Origin of the sequence: Photorhabdus temperata, assembly GCF_025384845.1 — a bacterium.
Taxonomy (GTDB): Bacteria; Pseudomonadota; Gammaproteobacteria; order Enterobacterales; family Enterobacteriaceae; genus Photorhabdus; species Photorhabdus temperata.
In genome coordinates, this window is the sequence record NZ_JAJAFX010000115.1 from 1 (window position 1) to 4,616 (window position 4,616).

General features: G+C 42.4%; 4 protein-coding genes and 1 pseudogene. All 5 read left to right on the plus strand.

What is annotated here, in order from left to right:
• Positions 1–1,794, plus strand: a 1,794-nt coding sequence (locus LGZ99_RS23355) for a lipase family protein (protein ID WP_262979732.1), incomplete at its 5' end; no start/stop codon positions are given.
• The gene (locus LGZ99_RS23360; protein ID WP_262979733.1) at positions 1,791–2,564 is read left to right on the plus strand and encodes a hypothetical protein; all 774 of its coding nucleotides are present in this window, start codon (positions 1,791–1,793) and stop codon (positions 2,562–2,564) included. The genes LGZ99_RS23355 and LGZ99_RS23360, both read left to right, overlap by 4 nt.
• Positions 2,565–2,627: 63 nt before the next feature.
• Positions 2,628–2,849: pseudogene (locus LGZ99_RS23365) on the plus strand (hypothetical protein); the annotation flags it as partial.
• Between the two features lie 1,016 nt (positions 2,850–3,865).
• A complete protein-coding gene (locus tag LGZ99_RS23370; RefSeq protein ID WP_262979734.1) occupies positions 3,866–4,138 on the plus strand; it encodes a PAAR domain-containing protein in 273 nt (90 codons plus the stop codon).
• A 12-nt stretch (positions 4,139–4,150) separates the two neighbouring features.
• The coding region (locus tag LGZ99_RS23375; protein ID WP_262979735.1) for a type VI secretion system baseplate subunit TssF at positions 4,151–4,616 on the plus strand (466 nt) is incomplete at its 3' end.

Genomic DNA, 4,616 nt, shown 5'->3' on the forward strand with positions numbered 1-4,616 from the left:
AATCCTCTGATGGGACGTCAAGGTGTTACCGATGGCAATGGATTATTCCGGGAAGAGGATATGCCACCCCATCCGATAACACTGTATATCGGTGCCCAACCCTTGGCCGATGAGATGGAACAGCGGCCATTGCGGGAAATACGCGGTGAAGCGGCGTCAATGGTGAAGCCCAAAGCAGAAGCTGAAGGTCATCACTATCATTATGTAACTATCGGGCAGATTAGTGATGGGTTGCCGGTGATTGATGATTGGAATGACCCTAAAAAAATTCCGCCTCCCTATCATTTCCCAGACCCGGAGCCTAAAGGGTTTTATTCCCGCCAATTAAACTGTCGGCATGTTCTGGAAATATGCCCGTTTCGGGCTTGGGTCTTGCAGCTACATCATCAAAAAGAGTATTCCATTGTTAATGCGTATAACCAGTGTTTGATGAGTGTGTTGGCTTATGCCGGTGGGGATGTTGATACTGAAGGCTCGGTGACTCACTTTTTTAATCGGCAGATGGTAGATGTTTCGAAGTTGCCTTATAAGGTAGAAAAAATATCAGCCAATCCTGTGGTTTATGATGTGCCGTTCAGTGAACGTTATTCCCGGGTAGAGTTTATTGATTCAGAAACGGCAGATAAACAGGGTGATACCCGACTGTTTTATGTAGCCAGCAACAGTGATGTTCTTGTTAGCTGGCGGGGTACCATTAGTCTGGAGAATTACCTGACTGATCTCACCTTTCAGCCGTTAAGTTTGAGTTGCGACGATGAGAAAGCCCTGTGCAGCGGGTTTATTCATAGTGGCAAAGTGCATAAAGGGTTCTGGGAGGCATTTAGTCTGATTGGAAAGTTAATCGCTCCCAGTGATAAAACCAAAACTATAACAGTATTCAGAGATATCTTAGATTTGGTGAAAAACAAACGGTTATTTATTTGCGGCCATAGCTTGGGGGGAGCATTGGCATTACTGCACAGTGCACAACTGAAAGAACACAATCCTTGCTTCTACAGTTACGGGATGCCGAGAACATTAACCCGTAGTGCGGTAGAAGAGTTGTCTTCCATTATTCACTATCGCCATGTTAATGAAGATGATGTCATTCCTGCTGTGCCATTTGAGCAGGATATGGACAATGGTTTTTTCAATTACTGGGCACCAGCGGGGTACGACTGGGAAATAATTAAGCTAGTGTCTCTGTCACCGATTATTAAAGCCATTAAACAAGCGACTGCCAGTCAAGAAATCTATTTGCATCATGGTAAAGTTGTTCATTTTTTTCAAGCCAACAGTTGCCCGGAGTGGCTGATTTCCGCCAGGAATCTCTCCCCTATAACAGGCGTGGCTAAAGAAATATTGAATAACACCACAAAGCTCTATTTAATCCCTGAATTAAACCAGGAAACAGAAAAGGATTTTTCTCTGGCTGGTGAGCAGCAAAATGCGTTGTTTAATCAACTCAGTCAACAAGAAAAAGACCAACTTTTTGTTGAAAACAGAAGTGCTGATTTAAAAGGGGGATTAGGCTTTCTTCATCATAGCTCGTATAAATATGCCGGTTATATTGATAAGCGTCTCAGAGAGTTATGCGAACCGGATAAGATTACGGTCTATCAGGACAGTCAGCGTCAATTTAAGGCAAAAATGGATAATGATAAGATGCTTATTCCTGATAATATTTACTACCGTAACCTCTATTTTCTGGATATGGACAAACAGTTAATAAAATCACTGACCGTGAGCCAGCAGGAAGAGCAAGGAGCACTGGCCTTACAACATTACTGCGATGGTAAGGAACTCTCAGTATGAAAATAGTAAAAATCACGCTGTTATTGTTACTTTCGTATTTTATTTACTGGGCGTTAGGCGATACCTTTTTCAACTGGCTTTTTCCTTTTTCATCTGCTGGAAAAGAACAGTTGATTACCGTGGAAGGCGTTGTACCGAAATACACAAGACCGTATGTATCCGCGGAATATATCTCAAAAAACTGTCTTGAGTATCAGTTGGACGCAGGAATGTCGCCTTTTAAAGTACCGACTTATTATGGATTGGATTTGGATGTCAAAGCCGATCCGCAAACCGGTTATTTTCAGGCGAAATTGCCTTTTAGTGGCGGAGGTTGGTGCAAATGGAAAATCAATCGGGCGTTTGTAGCGGTGGGTTATACCGATGTTAGTCATCTGGTAAAAGATGCTGTGCCCTATGGGGGACCGGGTTTAACCGCCTTTATCAACGATGCAGCGCGAACAAATTATCCTGAAGCCTCTGAGACTCGTGCATTGAATACGATAGACTTCAGCCCAGTTATTTACCCTGTGTTGAGAATAGTTGAAGGACAGCCAAAAAGAATTTCCTTACAGGGTGTGGTGAGTCTGTTTCCTTTTCGACTGAAATTAACTCCAGGAGAGGAATGGAAAATTACCTTTAAGCCTAAACTGGATGAAACCAAAATGCCAAAGATCACTGTGACTGACGGGAAGGGAGAATGGGTTGAATATCCAAATGGTCGAATCGACCTCAATCGGCAATCAATAGATTACTGGAAAATAACGTCATCAAAGCTTCCAGCAAAATAAACGGGGAAATATAGCCTTAACACGCTATACGGATAATACTGTAAGTATTAAGGAAAACTGACCATGATAAATATCAAACAGTGTTTATTGGTTTTGTTAATCACATTAATATCAGGCTGTGCTGACCCAAATGAACCGCTTTCACCCCCGAAAAATAACCAGTGGATCACAGTCGAAGGGGTGGCACTGAAATACACAAAACCGTATGTGTCGGCAGAATATATCTCAACAGATTGTCTTGAATATCAGCTACATGCTGACATGTTGCCTTATAAGGTTCCAACCTGACCAAGGCCATATTACTCATTTACCTAAACACCAACACCAGAAATAAGGAATCCCTATGAGCGATGGATGACATATTCTTCGAACCAACGGAGATGAACCATAAATGAAGTAATAATTCGATTGACTTCAAATACTGTTCCTCGTGTCCACGGGGATGAGAATTCATTAACGTCTGTTTTTGCCTTTTTCTTAAAAGCCTGCATTGCTTTCGGCGGCAATTGTGTTCTGCACGGCAACTAATCTCAGGTTATCTGTATTTCTCTCCACGGGAGTGAATGAGATAATCCCAAATCAATACCGATTACCGATTGAATTACTTTCACGATTATTAGCATCACCCGTCCGTCGTTTGTCAGGATACATTAAGGCGTTTTTACACCTGACAGGAAACCGGCCAACAACGGAATACCATCGATTGGGCAAGATAATAATATCATTATCCCCGGTATTTAATGAAGAATAGGCCATTAGTGAAACAATTAAACAGATAGCGTTATTAGTTATCATAACAAATTGGGGTAAATGTATTTTTTGATTAAAAATCAATGTGTTATTCTGTCACAATGATAATTAGACGGAATTTAAGTGAATGAGAAGCTGTTTTATCTATCGTGGATTATTTTTCTGAGAAAATGGTATGTCACTGTCCGTTTTATCGTTTATTAGATTGAAGATAATTGAATTTATACTGAGTCTGTAATGCTTTCTTACCGTTTGTAACAATTCCTTACAAATTTATATTTTTGTAAATTTATAAAAAATCCTTGCTTTCTGATCAAAGTTTAATAATTATTACTTTAAGTTCCATCATATAAGCGGTATGAAAGGAATTTCAACTTCTGTTCCCTTTATTCAAAGGGATTAATCGATTGGGATACATTGCTATCTTCCTGTCGTTCAATTTGTTATTACTCACAGCATAGCGCTGTGCTTGCTGTCTGTGGTAATCGGATTTTTGCTACCTTATTTTTAGGGTAGTGAGATCAATTATTTCAATTCCTGACGGGATATTTATGCTGAAAAATATCATACGACAAGGGGATAAAACCTCTCATGGCGGCGCTGTTTTAGCGGGTGATGACAGTTTCCAGATTTTGGGTAAAGGGGTGGCACGGATTAACGATCCGGTGTCCTGTCCAAAGTGTGGCGGGGATCAAACTATTGCGGAAGGCACTTCGGCTGCAAGTGGGATCAATCAACAGGGGCTTGCTCTGGAGGGCATGAAAATCTCATGTGGCGCCACGTTGATCGCTTCACAGACACTTTTTCAGGTAAAAAATAGATAAGGGTAGCGTGTGATGAATAGAAGAATGTCGTTTTTCCTGCAAGAGCTGAATTATATGCGGCAACTGGCGCAGGAAGCTGGAAAAGAACACCCTCATCTGGCCGGTTTTTTGTCCGAAGGGGCGGGTGATCCGGATGCTGAACGAGCAATACAGGTCTATGCCCTGTTAGCTTCCCGTCTTCGCTACAAAATTGAGGATGATTTTCCTGAGGTGACGCTAAATATGTTGACGCATATTTGGCCGCAAGCGTTGCGCCCGTTACCGCCGACGAGTCTCGTTCAATTTTCACCGCAAGAAGGTCATCACCTGGGGGCGACAACGCTGCCGGCAGGGACGTCGGTTTTTGCCGGCGAAGGCGAGCAGGAAATACGTTTTGAAACCTGTTGTCCCCTGCATATCGAACCGCTGACGGTGATCGACCGGCAATTGAGCGCCACCGCCGAGTACAGTGAGATAACGTTAACGCTGCGCTGTTCGG

What these genes read in the sequence shown, in the direction of transcription:
- LGZ99_RS23360 (WP_262979733.1), top strand. Translation starts at nt 1,791, where the DNA reads ATGAAAATAGTAAAAATCACGCTGTTATTGTTACTTTCGTATTTTATT.
- LGZ99_RS23370 (WP_262979734.1), top strand. Translation starts at nt 3,866, where the DNA reads ATGCTGAAAAATATCATACGACAAGGGGATAAAACCTCTCATGGCGGC.